Origin of the sequence: Mucilaginibacter pedocola (genome assembly GCF_002013915.1) — a bacterium.
Taxonomy (GTDB): domain Bacteria; phylum Bacteroidota; class Bacteroidia; order Sphingobacteriales; family Sphingobacteriaceae; genus Mucilaginibacter; species Mucilaginibacter pedocola.
In genome coordinates, this window is record NZ_MBTF01000038.1 from 175,440 (window position 1) to 192,835 (window position 17,396).

The window sequence follows — 17,396 nt, forward strand, 5'->3', positions numbered from 1 at the left end:
TTCTTTTTAATGATTTACAGGTTCGGCTTCTTCTTCGGCGTGTTTCACCGCGGGTTGTTCTTTCTTTTTGCTTTTTGATGCCATGCCCGCAAATATTACGTATAGCCCGGGTATCAGTATCAAACCGAAAATGGTACCGATAAGCATACCACCCGCCGATGCTGTACCGATAGAGCGATTACCCGCAGCACCTGCGCCGCTGGCAATACACAACGGAATAAGGCCGGCAATAAAGGCAAGGGAGGTCATCAATATGGGGCGAAGCCTTGATACGGCCCCCTCGATAGCTGCCTGCAAAACGGTAAGCCCTTCTTTTTGCCTTTGAATAGCGAACTCCACAATAAGGATGGCGTTTTTACCCAGCAAGCCTATAAGCATTACCAAAGCTACCTGTGCGTAAATGTTATTCTCTAAACCCAATATCTTCAGGAAGAAGAAGGCCCCGAAAATACCCGTAGGCAGCGAAAGGATAACCGGCAGCGGCAATAGGAAGCTCTCGTACTGTGCGGACAGCAGCAGGTAAACAAATATCAAACAGATGATGAATATCACGATGGCCTGGTTGCCCGATAGCACCTGCTCCCTCGTCATACCCGACCATTCGAACACAAAACCTTTTGGCAGTTTTGCGCCTACACGCTCAATGGCCTTCAGCGCATCACCGCTACTAAAACCTTTGGCGGCATCGCCGGTTATCATGGCCGAAGTATACATATTGTAGCGCGTTAACTGCTCGGGGCCAAAAACCTTCTCCATTTTTATGAAGGTACTAAAGGGCACCATCTCACCTTTATCGTTCTTCACCTGCAGGCTCAATACATCCTCCGGCTTAGAACGGTATTCGGGCGAGGCCTGTACCATTACCTTATACATCTGCCCAAAGCGGATAAAGTTAGAGGCATAATAACTCCCCATCAGCGTTTGCAGGGTGCTCATGGCCTTATCAATGGTAATACCTTTCTGCGCGGCAGTTTGCTGGTCAACCGAGATGAGGTATTGCGGGAAGTTAGGGTCGAAACTGGTGAAGGCTCCCGAAATTTCAGGCGTAGCATTAAGCGCGTTCACAAAGTTTTTGGTGGCATCCGCAGCCTTCTGTAGGTTGCCCTGGCCGCTGCGGTCGAGCAGGCGTATCTCAAAACCACTGCTGTTACCAAAACCCGGCACCGTTGGCGGCGGGAAGAATTGGATAGAAGCATCGCTGATGTTGCGGGTTTTCTCACTCAGCTGAGCAATAACATCTTCTAACGATTCGCTGCGCTCGTCCCATGGTTTAAGGCTTATCATGGCCATACCGTACGATGCACCTGCCACCTCGTTCACCAAGCTGTAGCCCGATAAGGTAGATACCGACTCAATGGCTTTCATGCCGCGGGTTTGTTTCTCCACCTCCTTCAATACGCTTTCGGTACGCTCTACCGTTGCACCTGATGGTGTGGTTACGTTTACGTAAAGCATCCCCTGGTCTTCGGTCGGGATAAAGCCCGTAGGCAAAATAGCACTGAAACCCCAGGTAAGTACAAAGAAGCCTACCAGCAGTATAATGGTTACACCTTTGCGCGGCGATAACCAGGTCATCAGCCCCGAATATTTATTTTGCAAACCATCGTAGCGCTTGTTAAAGCCCGAGAAGAATTTCTGCAGCAGGTTTTCTTTCTTCGGTGCGTGGTTCGGCTTCAGCATAATGGCGCAAAGGGCCGGCGTTAGCGTAACCGCGTTAACACCCGATATTACAATAGAGATAGCCAGCGTAAGCGAGAACTGCCTGTAAAACACCCCCACCGGGCCAGACATAAAGGCCACCGGGACGAACACTGCCGACATTACCAGCGTAATGGCCACCAATGCACCGCTAATTTCTTTCATGGCGCTGATGGTGGCATCCATAGCGTTCATGTGCTCCTCGTGCATTTTCACGTGCACCGCCTCCACCACTACAATGGCATTATCCACCACTATACCAATGGCGAGTACCAGCGCGAACAGCGTAAGCAGGTTGATGGAGAAGCCCAGCATCTGCATAAAGCAAAGCGAGCCTATCAGCGCAACTGGTACGGCAAGTGCAGGTATCAAAGTAGAGCGAAAATCTTGCAGGAAGAGGAACACCACGATAAACACCAATATAAACGCCTCAACCAGTGTGCGCAATACCTCGTGTATAGAGGCATCAAGGAAGCGCGATACATCGTAGTTTACGTTATAGGTCATGCCCGCCGGGAACGAAGTTTCCTTCAGCTCGGCCATGCGGGTTTTTATATTATTGATAACGTCGCGAGCGTTACTACCCGGGCGTTGTTTGATCATGATAGATGCCGAAGGTTTCCCATCCGTATTCGACACCATGCTGTAGGTAAGCGAGCCAAATTCTATCTCGGCCACTTCTTTTAATTTTAACACCGCGCCGTCTCCTTCGGCTTTTATCACGATGTTCTCATATTGTTTAGGTTCGAAGAATTTACCGGTATAGCGCAATACGTATTGCAACGCATTTGGCGACCGATCCGAGGCCTGCCCTGTTTTACCCGGCGCGGCTTCTACGTTTTGTGCGCGTATAGCATTTATCACATCATCGGTAGATACTTTGTAGGCCAGCATTTTATCAGGCTTCAACCACACACGCATCGAGTACTCTTTGGCACCCATAATTTCGGCACGGCCCACACCATCAATACGCTTAAGTTCCTGCAGTACGTTGATGTCGGTAAAGTTGTAGATGAACTTCTCGTCCATGCCCTTATCCTCACTCATAATATTGAGGTACATCAGCATACTGTTCACCTCTTTTTCGGTAGTTACCCCGGCTTTGATAACCTCTTCGGGCAACTCGTCAATAATGGTTGATACACGGCCCTGTACGTTCACGGCCGCCTGGTCGGGGTCTATCCCCACGTTAAAGTAGATCTGGATAACGGTAAGCCCGTCGTTACTGCACACGGTAGACATGTAGGTCATGCCCGGCACACCGTTTATGGCGCGTTCCAGCGGGGTGGCAACTGCTTTAGAGCACACCTCGGCGTTGGCACCGGTATAATTTGCGGTTACGGTTACCGATGGCGGCACAATATCCGGAAACTGGGTAACCGGCAGCGTAAGCAGGGCCAGCACACCCAATAAAGTAATAACAAGCGAAATAACAAGCGACAACACCGGCCGCCTTATGAAGGTCTCGAACATAGAGTTTTCAGAAAAGTTTACATAAATATCCCCTGCCCCGGTCTTTGGGGCGTGGTAAACCGGCCATTTTGGGCGCTACGCGCTTATTTCATGGCCAGCAGCGGGTCTTTGGTTACAGCTTTTGGTTTTATAACCATCCCGTTGCTCACGTTCTGAGTACCTTCGTAAAGTATGCGGTCGCCGGCTTTCAGCCCATCTTTCACAATATAGTAGTGCGAGAAGCGGGTTGATGGTACAAAGCTTTGCATCTTCAGCTTATTATCGGCACCTACCAGGTAAACGTAGCTTTTATCCTGAATGTCGAAAACCGATTCCTGCGGCACCATTACCACCTGGTCGGCTTTAGTAGAAAGGTAAAGTTTTGCGGTTGCGCCGTGTTTAAGCAAGCCCTGCGGATTTGGGAATATGGCCCTGAAGTTGATAGAACCGGTAGCCTGCTCAATTTCGGCCTCGATGGTTTCTATTTTACCTTTGTGCGCAAAGTCCATCCCATCTGCCAGTACCAGTGTAACCATGTTGCTGGTTTTATCAGGATTTTCTTTCAACGTACGGATGTATTGCAGGTATTCGTTCTCGGGGAAGCTGAAGTAAGCATACATCGAGCTAATATCTGAAAGGCTGGTTAATAGCGTACCTTCATCTATCAAGCTACCTGCTTTCAAAGGTATACGGTCGATAATACCATCAAACGGTGCGCGGATGAAGGTGTAAGCCAATTGGTCTTCGGCGCTTTGCACCATGGCCTGCGCTTCTTCAATATTCGCTTTATCAGCAGTAAGTTTTGATTGGGCAACTTCCAGTTCCGATTTGGAAATTACTTTCTTATCAACCAGCATTTTCACCCTATCCACTTCCAGCGAGGTGGCGCGGGCATCGGCCTCGGCATTGCTGAGGGCAGCTTTTGCTTTTGATAGGTTTACTTTAAACTCCTGGTCGTTCAGTTTAAACAATGGCTGGCCCTTTTTAACGGGTTTACCTTCGTCAACATATATCTTTTCCAGGAAACCGCGCACACGGGCACGTACTTCTATGTTTTTGAGCGCCTGTATATCGGCCACGTAGGCTTTTTTAAGTACGGTATCGCGGGTATTAAGGGTAATTACAGGTAATTGCAGGGTATCGGTAGTGGCCGCTTCATCGCTCGCGCTCGACGAGGCACAGCCCGTTGCTAATAGTGCACCGCCTATAACGGCGCCTAAAGCTGTTGCTTTAAATATGTTCATTTCTTGTTGTTTTAATGTAAGTGTAAAACTATACAGCTCGCCAAAGGGGAACTGCAATGGGTAGCTCCAATAAAATACAGCAGGCAGCCGGAGGAAAACTGCGCGCTACAAAGAAATGAATGAATTAAAACGGGCTGAGCCTGAACAAGAAGCCGTAATAAGCAGGCGGCGAGCCACGCTGTAATACGTACTTGGTATATAGATGGGCAATATTGGCAGGGATGAGATCAGGAAGACTTAAGAGGAAGTGATTGTGGACAATGCTTACCGAGAGTATACGGCTCACCAGGAACCTAACTTTGTCCTTTTTCTTTTTACAGTTTTTATCGCCGCTCTGGTCGTTACCGGCTACTTCGTTGCTTATGGCGTTATCACCAGCTTTAGGCAACACCACTTCGGTTTTACGGCCGGAGCGTACTGCGTTACAGCTATGTGTAAAAAGATTGGCGGTAGGGAAAGAAGTGACCAGTGCTATTACCAGCCAATTAAAAACAGATATGTAGATAAACTTCTTATACATCGCGCCGTATTGCGAAGTTAATAAAATATTAAATCCAATAAAATTGTTTTAATAAATTTATCTACAATTCGTGATAATATTTGCATTAAATCCGCACAAACGTCGATTTTTTGTAAAAATCCTGTAACAATAAGAACACATTAGCCTTTTGGGTTGTTTTGGTGAGGCATAAAGCAGAAACAATATTATTTGCTTATTAAGCTTCCGTAATATTTGCTCTCCCCCAATCGGCAAGTAAGTTTAATACATCGTTAAGCGACCGCCCTTTATCGGTTAGGGTATACTCTACCCGTGGCGGCACTTCGGCATAAACTTTACGCGTGATAATGCCATCGGCCTCCAACTCTTTCAAATGCCTTGATAATACTTTTAGAGCTATACCCGGGATGGTTTTATGCAATTCGCCAAAACGCTTGGGACCAGGCAGTAATATCCAGATAATGACCGGTTTCCACTTACCGCCTACGATATTTATGGATGCCGTTATGGGGCAATCGCAAACATCCTCTAACTTTTTTTCAATTATTTGTTCTGCTAACATATTGTTATTCAACATTAGTGACAAAATTGTCAATACTTGACTAACGTGCCATTACTTGACAAAAGTACAGTATTGAATTAATATTGCATAAAAAAACGCTATGAAGATCATTATTATTGGTGCTACAGGCACTATTGGCAAGCGAGTTACTGCTGCCCTTTCTAAGGAACACGAAGTAATAAAAGTTGGCTCGAAAAGCGGCGACCTGCAGGTGGATATCTCCTCGCCCGAATCGATAGAGGCCTTCTATAAACAAGCCGGTGCTTTTGATGCACTGGTATGCGTAAGCGGCGACGCTCACTTCGGCCCATTCGCTACCATGACGGATGCTGATTTCCGCAAAGGGGTAAACAGCAAACTAATGGGGCAGGTAAACCTGGTACTGATAGGCCAGCGTTACATCAACCCTAAAGGCTCATTCACCTTAACATCAGGCTCGCTGGCAACCGACCCTGTGGCTTACGGTGCCAACGCCAGCACGCTTAACGGTGCCATCAACAGCTTTGTTATAGCATCGGCCATCGAGTTGGAAAACGGCGTACGCATTAACGCGGTTGCGCCGGGCGTGGTAGAAGATTCTCCTGCTTACTTTCCATACTTCCCCGGCGATATACCGGTAAGTATGGAACGCGTTACCCAGGCCTATGTAAAAAGTGCTTTCGGCGCACAAACCGGGCAGGTTTATTTGGTGAAATAAACCGCATCAACATGAATTTCAACCAAATTAATAACCAAGTGGTACGCTATGCAGTAGAAGCGCTGCATGGCGGCAACCGCGGGCAATTTGAGGCACTGCTTGCACCCGATGCCCAACTGGTACACAACAGGCACCCCGACGATATAAACCAATGGGCCACGCTCTTCTTTTTTGAGGGGAATACAAAGTTTACCGCCATAAACCGGGTGACTGAAGACGGGCAGACGGTTTGGGCAGAAATTGAATCGCCGGTGGCAGGCAAAATTGCCGTAAAGCTAATATTTACCGTTGCGGAGGGCAAAATTACCGCGCTTGATGCCGGCCGCCCATAAATGAAAATAAAAACGCCCGGTAACAGCGGATGTACCGGGCGTTCATTTTCTATTTGAGATGAATACTATAGTTCTTCAGCATTAGCATACGTACCTGCCCTACTTTCTAAAAACCTGCGCAACTCCGGCAGTTTATCTGTATTGATCAAGTCCACTCCGCAATTGAGCAGTTGGCCCCAAACGGCCTCATTTTCGGGCGAGGCCCAAAGGCGTACTTTTTTACCATATTTGTGTGCCATGGCAACATAATTGGTTAAACGCATACGCTCGGCTACGGGCATATCGCCTTTGCCGTTCCATTTCAGCATTTTGCTGTATTTGCAGCTGGCGGTTTGGTAAATATTAGCGGCGGTAGTATCGCGGAAGGTTTTGGTAAGGTCTTCGTCAATAAAAGCAAGGCGGCTACGCTCTGCCTTCATCAACTTATAAGGCTTGTTACCGGTTATAACAATGTTTATGGCGCGCTGCACATAAACGCCGTTCTCGTAGCCGGATATAAGGTTTTTATATTTATTCAACGCCACTTCAAGCACCTCGTAGGTTTTGTTAGCGTTAGATTTTATGTCGATCATCAACGTAACCGGAGCAAGCGGGCGCTGTGCCAATGCGTTTTTGCCGTTAATGCAATCGGCCAGAGGTTGCAGGTAAAGGTTCTCCAACGTGCGGTGCTTTTCCAGCATAGGCAATATATGCGCTACCACCAGTTTGCCATTACGCAGGTATATATCTGCCTCCAGGTGGGTAAAGCCGTTGTCTAAGGCATCGTATAGTGGCCGCTTATGAAAGTAGTCGTTATGCGCAAAGGCGTTGGCCAGTGGGTCGCTTTGCGCACATAAATGGGCACATGGTGCCAGCAATAAAATAAATAGAAATAATTTTAGGCGTTGAGTGCAATTGGTCAGTATTTGCATCGGCGTTATCGTTTGCTGTTAAAGTTAACGATAACATGTTACCAAATGATATTTCTATGACAATTTTTTGTTAATTTTTTCACAACAACTGCAAGCCAAACGTTAGCAGCAGCACACCCACTTTTATGCCCTTTAAAAAACCCATATAAATAGTAGTAAGCTCGGCTATCAAACCGGGTTCGCTTTTACCTACCGAAGCCAGAAGCAGGGGTTTAACTGTGGGCTTATTCAACTTATCAGCCAATAGCAGCAAAATTTCTTTCTCCGCATTTTCGATATACGTAATGCGGTGGAGGTAAGATAATATCAAAACGAAAGAAATATCGGGATCTTTGATATTGGCCTGGAAAGAAGAAAAAGTATTTTCGAGAAAAGCCACCAGGCCGGCGCAATCCTCAAACGTGTAGCCCGTGTTCAATATCTCATAAATACGGTCGAGGTTAGCAATTTCCAGTTCCGTTTGGGCAAGAGCCTTTTCAATAGGGACTTTAACATTGCTGAATATGGGCTCCTCGCAGATATCAACGAGCCGCTCCAGCAAATGCGCTTTTGCGCAGTGCAGCCTATTTAAGTGCTCAACAAAAAGCGGCTTAATCTTAGTAACGCCGGTGGACATAACTTTTAGGTTTAAAATACGGTTTTAATTAATTGTGGTAGAGGTATAAAAAGAGCTGCTAAGGCCAAAGTAACGGCACAGCCAACAGGAGGCCTGTTTAAAGCGAAATAATACGTAGCAGATGGGTTCGGGGGAACTACACGCGCTTTAAACGGTAACCAATTTGCTGCTAAGCTCTTACGGGGCTAATATACTGTATTATTTTTCATAATACTTAACAAAAAATAATTGGAATGAAATTATTTTAAGTATTGTACTACCAATAGGAATACAAAGCAAATATAGGTGTTATCTGAACCTAATTTTAAGCCGTAACCGACACCTTGCTTTTGGATGAATCGCGCATTAAAAGCTCGGTTTTAAGCACTATAGATTGCGAACTAATATGCTGCGACGAGGTATTTAACTTATTGAGTAATACGGTAATTACGCTATCCGCAATAGCCTCAATGGGCTGAGCGATGGCCGTAACCGGTGGCGAGAAAAGTTTAAAAACGTCGTAATCATCAAATGAGATAATCGCCAAATCATCAGGTACTTTTAACCCAAGGTTGTTGATAACTTTTAGCCCGCAAGTACCCACATGGTTGGTGCCGAAGAAGATAGCATCGATATTTTTATTCTTTTTTAAGAAGGTATTGATAGGCCCCATAATAAGGTCATCATTCTGATCGAAAGTTATTTCCAGTGCCGAGGGCTTTAGGCCGCTCTCTTTCAACGCATCTTTATAGCCCTGCATGCGATCTTGCATTTGGGTTTGCTGCGAGGCGAAAGTGATGTAAGCAATATTTTTATAACCGCGCTGCACCAGGTGCATAGTAGCATTGTAGGTGCTGAAAAGGTTATCTATCTCCACAAAATCGGTACTTACTTTTGGCAAATGCCTGTCGAACAACACTACCGGCATACCGTCCTTTATCAGCGAACTGATATCATCTTCTATTCCTTCGGGCGGGGCTATAATATAGCCATCCACGTGCCTGTCGCGGAACATACCTATCAGGTCCTTGGTTTTAGAGGTATCGTTATCGGTACTGCAATAGATGATCTTGTAGCCGTTTTTGTAAGCGCGGTCTTCTATCAGCCTGGCAATAGAGGCAAAGAAAGGGTTAGAGATATCCTCCACCATTAGCCCAATGATGTTTGATTTTCCCGTACGCAGGCTTTTGGCCAGTGAATTGGGTTTATACCCTACCTCCTCCACAAATTTCTGCACGCGCTCTACCAGTTCTTTGCCTATGCGTTTTTCCTGCGCACGGCCGTTCAGTATAAAAGAGATAGTGGTTTTAGAAACGTTGAGGTGGTTGGCTATATCAACAATTGAAAGTTTTTTCACGGGCTGTCCTTATAAATTCAAATATAAAATAATATCGCAAACAAGGCGAATGCAAATATGCCGTTAAATCGATTTATTGTAAAGATTTTCCACTAAAAACGGTTTGTGGGGAGGATTATTTTGCGTCGCTATTTTACTCACCCCGGGTTTCCCGTAAGCTTACGGGACTGCCCGCCCCTCTCTTCCTGCGGAAAAGAGGGTGAGCTTCTGTTTTTTATTTTAAACCTTCTTTACGAAGTAGAGAGGGCGGCCCAGCGCAAGCGTCGGCCGGGTGAGTCCACTCACCGAGCGGACTCATGACAACACACTTATACCGCCTGCTTATTCAAACGTTTATAATTAAAGCCGAACAGGAAGATGACCGCATAACAAATAATAGGCAGGTAATATGCATGTGCCACATTATTGTTGGCTATCAAGCCCATTGCTAATGGGAACAAACCACCACCCACAACGCCCATCACTATGAACGATGAAGCCTGCTGGGTTTGCCTGCCCATATTCTTCAACCCAAGGCTGAAGATAGTAGGGAACATAATGCTAAAGAAGAAGTTGATGAACAACAGCGATATAAATGATACCCAACCAAAGCCCTGCGCCACAATTAGGCACATCAGGATGTTGCCCATGGCAAATGCCGCCAGCAGTTTATATGGGGCAATAAAGCGCATGAGGTAAGTGCCGGCAAAACGGCCTACCATCATCATTACCATACTAAGGGCAAAAAATCTGCTTGCGTTAGCATCGGTCAAATGCATTACCTCGTGCCCGTAGTTTATAAAAAAGGCCCAAGTACCGCCCTGAGCAGCAACATTGAATAGCTGTGCCACTACCGCAAAAACGAAATGCTTATGCTGAAACAATTTCTTATCGGCATGTGCAACTTCCGCAGTAGAATACAAATCAGTTGCAACAACATGCGGATCTGTTAGCGGCGGAACTTTTATGAAAGCAAACGCTATCGCAATAACCGCAATTACGGCACCTATCACCACGTACAAATGTTTAACCGAAACCAGGTCCTGCTCACCCTCGAAGATAACGGCGCTGCCAACAATAGGCCCTATAATGCCCCCTACCCCGTTAAAGGCCTGGGCAAAGTTTACGCGTTGGTCGCTTGTGCGCTGGTCCCCGAGGGATGCTACAAAGGGGTGAGCTACTGCTTCTAAGGTTGCCATGCCGCAGGCCAAAATAAATAGCGCGCCCCTAAAACCTGCAAAAGATTCGGCATCGGCAGCAGGTATAAATAAAAATGCGCCGATAGAATATAGCGCCAGGCCCAGCAAAACGCCGGCTTTGTATCCGTACCGTTTCATGAACAGGCCCGCCGGGATACCCATTACGAAATACGCCCCGAAGATGGAGAATTGAACATAGGCCGAGCGCGCCTTGCTGATGTTGAGCACTTTTTGAAAATGGCGGTTCAGTACATCGCCCATAGTCATAGAGATGCCCCACATCAAAAACAGCGACGTGACGAACAGGAGCACCACGAGGTATTTGCGCTCGGTAAATTTGGGTTGGTTATCCATCCGGGTTGGGTTTTATTGGAGAATTATTGGTTTTGTAAATTAAACGAAATGTTTTGCAAGTAGCAAGAAGGGGGATGCTTTTGGCTTTTTTAGAATTCCCCTCTCGAGAGGGGGCGCGGTGGCATCGTGCGCAAAGGCAGGGGTGTGTTAGCCACAATACATTGTGGCTAACACACCCCTCCGCCCCTCTCAAGAGGGGAACCGCACGGGCCTTTCCGCGCATTACTTTCTCTTTACTTTCTCTTTTTGCTACTTCCCCACCTTCACCGGTTCATTATATGGCTCTACTAATAGCTTTACCGCATCTTTACCCAACAACTCTGCATCAAACTCTATTGTTACCTCTTTGCTTTCGCCGCGCATCAGCGAGAAATAGTTATCGTTCATAATGGCAGGTAATATTTGCTCGCCGGTGCTTGCTTTAGTTGCCTGCACGCGGATGGCGAAAGCTGCTGCGGGTGATAGGTTACTCACTTTTGCTGTAACGTAGTATTTGCCATTGGATTTTTTTACTGCGGATGATACTTTTAACTTCACTTTGGGCAGGCTGTTTAAAGCCGAGAAATCGGTACGTTTGTTGCCTCGCCAGTAGAAGTTATCGGATATCAGCTTGCCATTCTTATCTGTTAGTTTTAGTTTAATGAAATGTACATCGCTTAACCCGTTGCTTTTGGGCTGCCCGCCATACACTTCAAAGTCCCAAAGCGAATAGCCCCAACCCGAACCACGCTGCAAGCCCAGCATACGCACATAGCGCCCTTGCACTTCATCAAAGGTTAGCTGCTGCACGCCTACATGCCCGTCGCCGCTTTCAGCAGCATCTTTCCAGGTTTTGGAATCCATTGATACCTGTATTTTGAAAGCTTTGGCGTAGGCTTCCTCCCAGTTCAGTTTTACGCCATTGATGGTTTGCTCTTTACCCAGATCGATGTAGATCCACTCGTTATCGTTTTGGTTGCTTGCCCAACGGCTGCCCGAATTGCCATCGCTCACCAAAGCCGGCTCACCCGTAGCGCTCGACGATGCAAAGGCGGGTTTACCTTTCGCCAGATCCTCATGCTCGGCGGCAAAGTTGATGCTGAAGCAATTGAGCGCGGTGTTAGCAGGTACGTCTACGGTCTTCGATAGTGCATACTCCTTCACCGGTAAACCATCAGTATTGTAGACCTCGGCCGAAGCGGTTAGCCCCGCCGCGTTATCGCCTGTGGTATTAATAATTTTAATGGCATTATTAACCGGGTTCCATTGGATGTGGAGCGGCTCGCAGGCTTTTTTGGCACCCCAGTAGGCGCCGGTAAGGTCGTAATAGTAATCATAAGTTTGCCATACCAGCGATGGGTAGGCCGACTGGCTCATCCATGTTAATATGCCCGAGGCATCCTCCCACATATTGTCTTCCCAGCCCTCATACATCGCCTTATTCACTTCAATGTTCAGCAATTGCGCTTTGCGGCAATAATCCTCAATACCGGTGGCTTTACCGTAGCGGTTATTGATGCCATCGTCGTACCTGTCGGGGCCGGCATTGCCTGCGCTTGGGCCGAAGAAGTGGAGGTTCCACATCTCGTTGCGCGGCCAAAGCTTATCGGCAGGGATGAATTTTTTAAAACTCTCTACGTTGGTAAATACCGCCGTGCCTATCTCGCTGCGCAAACCCCAGCCCGGGTTGCCGCCAAAGCCATTAGGGAAGCGGCTGAAATACCAGCGCGGATCGAAGTTTGTCCATGGGCCGCTGCCGGTTAGGTTGCCTGCATGCGAATTGGGTTGGTAGTGCCTGTCGCCACCATCGTAAGTGGCAATATCTTCGCGCAGCCAATTGTTCAGTGGTGGCATGGGGTCGCCTTCGTTGTCGCCGCACCATATAGCAATGGATGGGTGGTTGCGGAAGCGCTTTATCTTTTCTATCGCGTTAGCGTTAAAGGTGTTTACATCATTTGGTAAATTGGGGATAGAGTTGAGCCAGAAATCGTCCCAAACCATCATGCCGTATTTATCGCAGGCATCGTAAAACTCCTCATCGGTGGTACTGCCTATCCAGTTACGGATAATATTGAAGTTCATCTCTTTATGTAGCTTCACCTTGGTATCGTATTCCGCACCTCGGCAGCGCAGCATGTATTCGGCCATGCCCCAGTTACCACCTTTCAGGAATATTTTAGTACCGTTCACGTACACGTGCAGCACGCGCCCAACCGTATCGTAGCTGTATTTTTTTATGCCGAATTTTACTTCCTTACTGTCTGATACCGCATCGCCCAGTTTTACATTTAACTTGCAGGTATACAGGTTGGGGTCGCCGTAGCCGTTTGGCCACCATAGTTTTGGCCCATTAATAATAAGCTGCGGAAAACGGCGGGTATCCAGCTTTACATCTGCCGTGCTGTTCGCCCCAACAAATATTTTCTGCTCAAAGGCTATATTACCCGGACTAATAACCCCGCTTATCACACCCGACTGAAACGTATTGGTACTATTTTTTACCTGCAGTGCTATAGAAACCTCCGCGCGGGCGTTGGTAGGCAGTTCGGTACGTATCCATGGGTCTTTAATGCTGAGGGCGCCGGTATTGCTCAGGTAAACATCGTCGGTAATGCCCGAGTTCAGCCCCGGCACGTAAGGCATCCAATCCCAACTGGCGCTGGGGATGTAGGTGGGGCTGGCGTAATTCACCAGCGGGTTTTGCGGGCAAACTACTAACACTGCCAGTGTATTGGGCACGGTTTTGCTTACCAGTTTGGTAACATCATAAACACCGCGCTGCATAAAACCATCCAACGCGCCAATTTTTGTCCCGTTCAGGTATATGTCTGCCTTGCGGTTAATGCCTTTAAAATTGAGCCATATTTTCTCTTTATTGAAATTCGCGGGCACATCAAATTCGGTGCGGTACCAAAAATCGCGGTCGTACTTTATTTTGTCTACCTTGTAAATATTGTCGCCAAAGTTGGGGTCTTTTTCAAGACCTGCTGCAACGTACGAGGCGAATACAGTGCCGGGCACTACCGCTTTCACCCAATCCTGCGTGGCATAGCCGTTCTTGTAAAGCTTCAGGCTATCGGCACCCATATCGGCCTGCGCTTTTACTTTCCAGGTGATTTGGCTGTTGGTATCGTTGAGGTAAAAAACATCGGTTTGTGCCGAGGCCTTTGCCGCAAAAAGGGCAAAAGAAGCGCACAGCAATGCCTTTTTACGGGTATTGTTTAATAACATATTTATATAATGATGGTTGTTTGCTTGTTTTTACTGAGCGGCTTTTGATAACGAGAAAGGCTTATCTTCCAATGCCAACCCGCGGGATGTATTCGGCTTGTCGCCCATCTCCAGGTGCAGCACGCCGCCGTTCATGATATCGGTTTGCGTAATAAAGTTATGCGTGTAAGGCTGCCCGTTAAGCGTTGCCGACTGGATATACACATTCGCCTTGCTGTTGTTATTGGCTTCGATGGTGAACTTTTTGCCGTTCTCCAACGAAATGGTCATCTTTTTGAACAGCGGGCTGCCGATAACGTATTGGTCGGTGCCGGGGCAAACGCTGTAGAAACCAGCGGCGCTCAGCACGAACCAGCTCGACATTTGGCCCTCATCTTCATCGCCGGGGTAGCCGTTCTCGGTAGCATTGTACATCTTATCCATCACGTTGCGCAAATGGTACTGCGCCTTCCATGGCTGGCCGGCGTAGTTGTACATGTACAGCATGTGGTGTATAGGTTCGTTACCTTGCGCGAATTGCCCCATTTTAAACTCTGCCATCTCCGTCATCTCGTGTATCACCTGCCCGTAGCCACCCACTTTGATGGTACCCGGCTCACTGAAAACAGAGTCTATCTTAGCGGTAAAATTTCTATCGCCGCCCATCAGGTTTATCAGCCCTTGTGTATCGTGAAAAACCGACCATGTCCAGTGCCAGGCGTTACCCTCGGTGTACGGACCGCCCCAATCCATCGGGTCGAAGGGTTCTATCCAGTTGCCTTTGGTGTCCTTGGCGCGCATAAAGCGGGTCTTGGGGTCAAAAAGGTTTTTGTAATTGTACATCTGCCTTGCAAAAACATCCTCGTAGTATTTGTTGCCGGTGGCCTTGGCCAGTTGGTAAGCGCAAAAATCGTCATAGGCAAATTCCAACGTCCAGGCGGTAGAGCCTTCGGTTTGTTTGGTGTAGGGTACATAACCATCTGCGTAGTACTCTTTCCAGCCCGGGCGGCCGTTTGCGCTGCCCCATGGGCCCTTGTTGGTGGCTTCGTGGTAGTAAGCTTCCAAAGCCTGTTTGGGGTCGAAACTACGGATGCCCTTCATCCAGGCATCGGCCAGTAGCGATATAGAGTGGTTGCCCAACATCCCCCCTGTTTCGCCGGGGAACGACCATGATGGCAGCCAGCCGCATTGCTTCTGCGCATCTAAAAGCGCCTGAACCAATTGCCCTTCCATTTTGGGATGCAGCACCGTATTTAGCGGGAACTGCGCACGGAAGGTATCCCAAAAACCATTATCGGTATACATGTAACCATCGTGCACCTTGCCATCGTAGGGGCTGTAATAGTATGGCTTGCCTTCTTTGTTGTATTCAAAAAACTGGTGCGAGAACAGGTTGGCGTGGTACAGGCAAGAGTAAAATGTTGCTTTCTCCTCCTCGGTGCCACCCTCAACTGCCATACGGCCCAATAGCGTGTTCCAAACCTTATCGGCAGCCTTACGGGTATCGTTGAAAGATTTGTATTTGCCTAATTCCTGCTGTTGAGTAAGCGCTGCCTGCTCGGGGCTGATGTAGGATGATGCCACTTTAGCCTGCACTATTTCGCCATCTTTAAACTTGACGTAAGCGCCCGCCCCCTCGCCTTCTGCAGTTTTGCTGCCGACGCTTGTGGTGTTCTTTTTATTCTCCCAGGTACCGTAAGCGGCAAAAGGTTTATCAAAGGTGATAATGAAGTAGTTTTTAAACCCGTTGGGTGCCCAACGGAAATTGTTTACATACCCGGTGATGGTGCGCGTTGCCGGGTCGATGTTCACCATGCTCATTTTGGTGTAGCCATCCAACACCAGGTACGAGCCTGCGCCTTTGGGGAAGCTGAAACGCAGGTGCGCACCGCGTTCGGTGGGCGTCATCTCGGTGGTTATATTGTTATCCAGTTTTACTTTGTAGTAGCTGGGCTGGGCTATTTCGTTATCGTGGCTGAATTTGGCGGCGCGTTTATCTTCGTTCACCTCCAATTGGCCGGTAACAGGCATCAGCGAAAACACAGCATAATCATTAACCCACGAACTGCATTGGTGCGACTGCTGAAACCCGCGGATGGCTTTCTCGAAATACTGGTACTTCCAGCCGTCGCCGTTTTTGCCGGTTTGGGCGGTCCAGGTGTTCATGCCAAAGGGCAGCGAGGTGGCCGGGTACGTGTTACCGTACGAAAACTCATACTTGGTGTTGGTACCCTGGCGGGTGTTTACGTATTTTACCAGGTTAGCCTCCTGTGCCGCTAACATTTTGGTGGTGAGTACCAATGCCGCGCATGCAGATAAAAGTTTGTTCATGTGTTAATGAGAGATAATATGCTTTTCTATTATTAAAAATCGATTTAGCTTTTGCTTTAAAAAAGGAGGCGTTGCCGCCTCCCTTAAACCAAAAAAGTAAACCAAAACTAACGCGCTACTTTATAAGCGACTGATACATGATATCGGCCACCAGTTTGTTCCCTTCGGCATTCAGGTGTACACCGTCGCCGGTTAAAATACCTTTATCTTTGTTTTCGGGGTTATTTTTTAAGCCATACTCATGGAATATCTTGCGGAGGTCTATCAATCCGCAATTGTTTTGAGCGGCCAGGTCGCGGATGGCCTGCGAGTATTTATTCAGATCGCCATCAAGTTCGTTGGTGTAATCGGTTTTCTCGCCCACGGCAGCCGGAGTGCAAATGGTTACCTTAATGCCTTTTGCCTGAAATTTCTTGATGAGAGCGGTATAAAACCTGCCGAATTTATCGTAATCGGTACCGGTGCCGGCCAGGCGTTTGTGCCAAACATCGTTCACCCCTACCCATATTACTACTACATCGGGCGTCTTGGTTAATACGTCATCTTCGTAGCGGAGATACAAGTCGTAAATTTTATTGCCGCCTATGCCCGCTCCTGCAGCTTCATAATCGCCCGCCTTGCCATTGTCTTTTAGTTTTTGCTGAAACAGGGTGATATACCCATCCGGGCGAACGCCGTATTCGGTAATGGAATCGCCAAAAAACACAATTTTGGTAGTTTTTTTAGCCTGGAAACTGCACATCACGGTAATGATGGCAAATAGTAACATCTTCTTCATTTTAGTATAATTGGCGGTTGATGCTAAATTGATTTAGCTAAAGTATATATAATTTTTAAAGTAACAAATTATTAGTGAGAATATCTTGGCTTTTATGAGTTAACGTTATTTAAGAGCATGGGTGGTTTGCGGTGGGGACACCGCAAACGGGATAAGAGATAGTTATCGTCATGCTGAATTTACTTCAGCACCCCATCATATAAGCTACAATGCTTAGCC

Annotated in this window: 13 protein-coding genes; 2 read left to right on the forward strand and 11 right to left on the reverse strand. The window is 47.4% G+C overall.

Annotated features, from left to right (window positions below; translation table 11 throughout):
* Window positions 1–6: 6 nt before the first annotated feature.
* The 4 genes from BC343_RS28495 to BC343_RS28510 form a co-directional block, all read right to left on the reverse strand.
* Window positions 7–3,171, reverse strand: coding sequence for an efflux RND transporter permease subunit (locus BC343_RS28495; RefSeq protein WP_078351215.1), 3,165 nt, complete (start codon window positions 3,169–3,171; stop codon window positions 7–9).
* Between the two features lie 83 nt (window positions 3,172–3,254).
* Complete coding sequence (locus BC343_RS28500) at window positions 3,255–4,394, reverse strand: efflux RND transporter periplasmic adaptor subunit (RefSeq protein WP_078351345.1); 1,140 nt, start codon at window positions 4,392–4,394, stop codon at window positions 3,255–3,257.
* A gap of 124 nt (window positions 4,395–4,518) precedes the next feature.
* Window positions 4,519–4,914, reverse strand: coding sequence for a hypothetical protein (locus tag BC343_RS28505; RefSeq protein ID WP_078351216.1), 396 nt, complete (start codon window positions 4,912–4,914; stop codon window positions 4,519–4,521).
* Window positions 4,915–5,110: 196 nt separating this feature from the next.
* A complete protein-coding gene (locus BC343_RS28510) occupies window positions 5,111–5,455 on the reverse strand; it encodes a winged helix-turn-helix transcriptional regulator (protein ID WP_078351346.1) in 345 nt (114 codons plus the stop codon).
* A 100-nt stretch (window positions 5,456–5,555) separates the two neighbouring features.
* Here BC343_RS28510 and BC343_RS28515 point away from each other — a divergent pair, with 100 nt between their 5' ends.
* Both BC343_RS28515 and BC343_RS28520 read left to right on the forward strand, forming a co-directional pair.
* Entirely contained in the window at window positions 5,556–6,152 is a 597-nt protein-coding gene (locus BC343_RS28515; RefSeq protein WP_078351217.1) for a short chain dehydrogenase, read from the forward strand.
* 11 nt (window positions 6,153–6,163) lie between these two features.
* Window positions 6,164–6,484, forward strand: a complete 321-nt coding sequence (locus tag BC343_RS28520; RefSeq protein WP_078351218.1) for a nuclear transport factor 2 family protein — start codon at window positions 6,164–6,166, stop codon at window positions 6,482–6,484.
* 65 nt (window positions 6,485–6,549) lie between these two features.
* Here the strand turns inward: BC343_RS28520 and BC343_RS28525 are convergent, their stop codons facing one another.
* The 7 genes from BC343_RS28525 to BC343_RS28555 form a co-directional block, all read right to left on the reverse strand.
* Window positions 6,550–7,395, reverse strand: coding sequence for a phosphatidylinositol-specific phospholipase C/glycerophosphodiester phosphodiesterase family protein (locus BC343_RS28525; protein ID WP_078351219.1), 846 nt, complete (start codon window positions 7,393–7,395; stop codon window positions 6,550–6,552).
* Window positions 7,396–7,474: 79 nt separating this feature from the next.
* Complete coding sequence (locus BC343_RS28530; RefSeq protein WP_078351220.1) at window positions 7,475–8,011, reverse strand: DUF892 family protein; 537 nt, start codon at window positions 8,009–8,011, stop codon at window positions 7,475–7,477.
* 304 nt (window positions 8,012–8,315) lie between these two features.
* Window positions 8,316–9,347: a substrate-binding domain-containing protein gene (locus BC343_RS28535; protein WP_078351221.1), complete on the reverse strand. Its 1,032-nt coding sequence runs from the start codon at window positions 9,345–9,347 to the stop codon at window positions 8,316–8,318.
* A gap of 308 nt (window positions 9,348–9,655) precedes the next feature.
* Window positions 9,656–10,879 (reverse strand): sugar MFS transporter, encoded by a 1,224-nt coding sequence (locus BC343_RS28540; protein ID WP_078351222.1) that lies wholly within the window; start codon window positions 10,877–10,879, stop codon window positions 9,656–9,658.
* 249 nt (window positions 10,880–11,128) lie between these two features.
* Window positions 11,129–14,089 (reverse strand): discoidin domain-containing protein, encoded by a 2,961-nt coding sequence (locus BC343_RS28545; protein ID WP_078351223.1) that lies wholly within the window; start codon window positions 14,087–14,089, stop codon window positions 11,129–11,131.
* Window positions 14,090–14,119: 30 nt separating this feature from the next.
* Entirely contained in the window at window positions 14,120–16,399 is a 2,280-nt protein-coding gene (locus tag BC343_RS28550; RefSeq protein ID WP_078351224.1) for a GH92 family glycosyl hydrolase, read from the reverse strand.
* A 115-nt stretch (window positions 16,400–16,514) separates the two neighbouring features.
* A complete protein-coding gene (locus tag BC343_RS28555) occupies window positions 16,515–17,177 on the reverse strand; it encodes an SGNH/GDSL hydrolase family protein (protein ID WP_078351225.1) in 663 nt (220 codons plus the stop codon).
* Window positions 17,178–17,396: the final 219 nt, after the last annotated feature.

Excerpts from the sequence above, each read along its gene's own strand:
- BC343_RS28555 (WP_078351225.1), bottom strand. The coding sequence starts at position 17,177 with ATGAAGAAGATGTTACTATTTGCCATCATTACCGTGATGTGCAGTTTC.
- BC343_RS28540 (WP_078351222.1), bottom strand. The coding sequence starts at position 10,879 with ATGGATAACCAACCCAAATTTACCGAGCGCAAATACCTCGTGGTGCTC.
- BC343_RS28525 (WP_078351219.1), bottom strand. The coding sequence starts at position 7,395 with ATGCAAATACTGACCAATTGCACTCAACGCCTAAAATTATTTCTATTT.
- BC343_RS28500 (WP_078351345.1), bottom strand. The coding sequence starts at position 4,394 with ATGAACATATTTAAAGCAACAGCTTTAGGCGCCGTTATAGGCGGTGCA.
- BC343_RS28510 (WP_078351346.1), bottom strand. The coding sequence starts at position 5,455 with ATGTTAGCAGAACAAATAATTGAAAAAAAGTTAGAGGATGTTTGCGAT.
- BC343_RS28505 (WP_078351216.1), bottom strand. The coding sequence starts at position 4,914 with ATGTATAAGAAGTTTATCTACATATCTGTTTTTAATTGGCTGGTAATA.
- BC343_RS28495 (WP_078351215.1), bottom strand. The coding sequence starts at position 3,171 with ATGTTCGAGACCTTCATAAGGCGGCCGGTGTTGTCGCTTGTTATTTCG.
- BC343_RS28520 (WP_078351218.1), top strand. The coding sequence starts at position 6,164 with ATGAATTTCAACCAAATTAATAACCAAGTGGTACGCTATGCAGTAGAA.
- BC343_RS28515 (WP_078351217.1), top strand. The coding sequence starts at position 5,556 with ATGAAGATCATTATTATTGGTGCTACAGGCACTATTGGCAAGCGAGTT.
- BC343_RS28530 (WP_078351220.1), bottom strand. The coding sequence starts at position 8,011 with ATGTCCACCGGCGTTACTAAGATTAAGCCGCTTTTTGTTGAGCACTTA.
- BC343_RS28550 (WP_078351224.1), bottom strand. The coding sequence starts at position 16,399 with ATGAACAAACTTTTATCTGCATGCGCGGCATTGGTACTCACCACCAAA.
- BC343_RS28545 (WP_078351223.1), bottom strand. The coding sequence starts at position 14,089 with ATGTTATTAAACAATACCCGTAAAAAGGCATTGCTGTGCGCTTCTTTT.